The organism is Halomonas borealis (assembly GCF_004798905.1).
Lineage (GTDB): Bacteria > Pseudomonadota > Gammaproteobacteria > Pseudomonadales > Halomonadaceae > Halomonas > Halomonas borealis.
Genome location: NZ_SDMO01000101.1, coordinates 1 through 252 on the forward strand (window position 1 = coordinate 1; position 252 = coordinate 252).

A 252-nucleotide genomic window follows, 5' to 3' on the forward strand; every position below is an offset into this window, starting at 1 on the left:
TTCCTTTTTATGAATCATGTTTCCAAAAGAAAAAACCCACCCGAGGGTGAGAATCCTTTTTTACAATTAAACTGTAAGTGAAGCACGTCCTTTACGACGACGAGCTGCAAGTACACGACGTCCGTTTTTAGTTGCCATGCGTGCACGGAATCCGTGAGTAGTCTTACGAGGTTTTTTATGTGGTTGGTAAGTACGTTTCATTTGTTAAATCCCTGGGCTACTTCACTTGGGAAAGTAGCTCCACCGTTCTTG

At 42.9% G+C, this 252-nt stretch carries 1 protein-coding gene; it reads right to left on the reverse strand.

Features of this window, described 5'->3' with window-relative positions:
* Window positions 1–66: 66 nt before the first annotated feature.
* The gene (gene rpmH / locus ETC07_RS16310; protein WP_003135255.1) at window positions 67–201 is read right to left on the reverse strand and encodes a 50S ribosomal protein L34; all 135 of its coding nucleotides are present in this window, start codon (window positions 199–201) and stop codon (window positions 67–69) included.
* Window positions 202–252: the final 51 nt, after the last annotated feature.

What these genes read in the sequence shown, in the direction of transcription:
- rpmH (WP_003135255.1), bottom strand. Translation starts at nt 201, where the DNA reads ATGAAACGTACTTACCAACCACATAAAAAACCTCGTAAGACTACTCAC.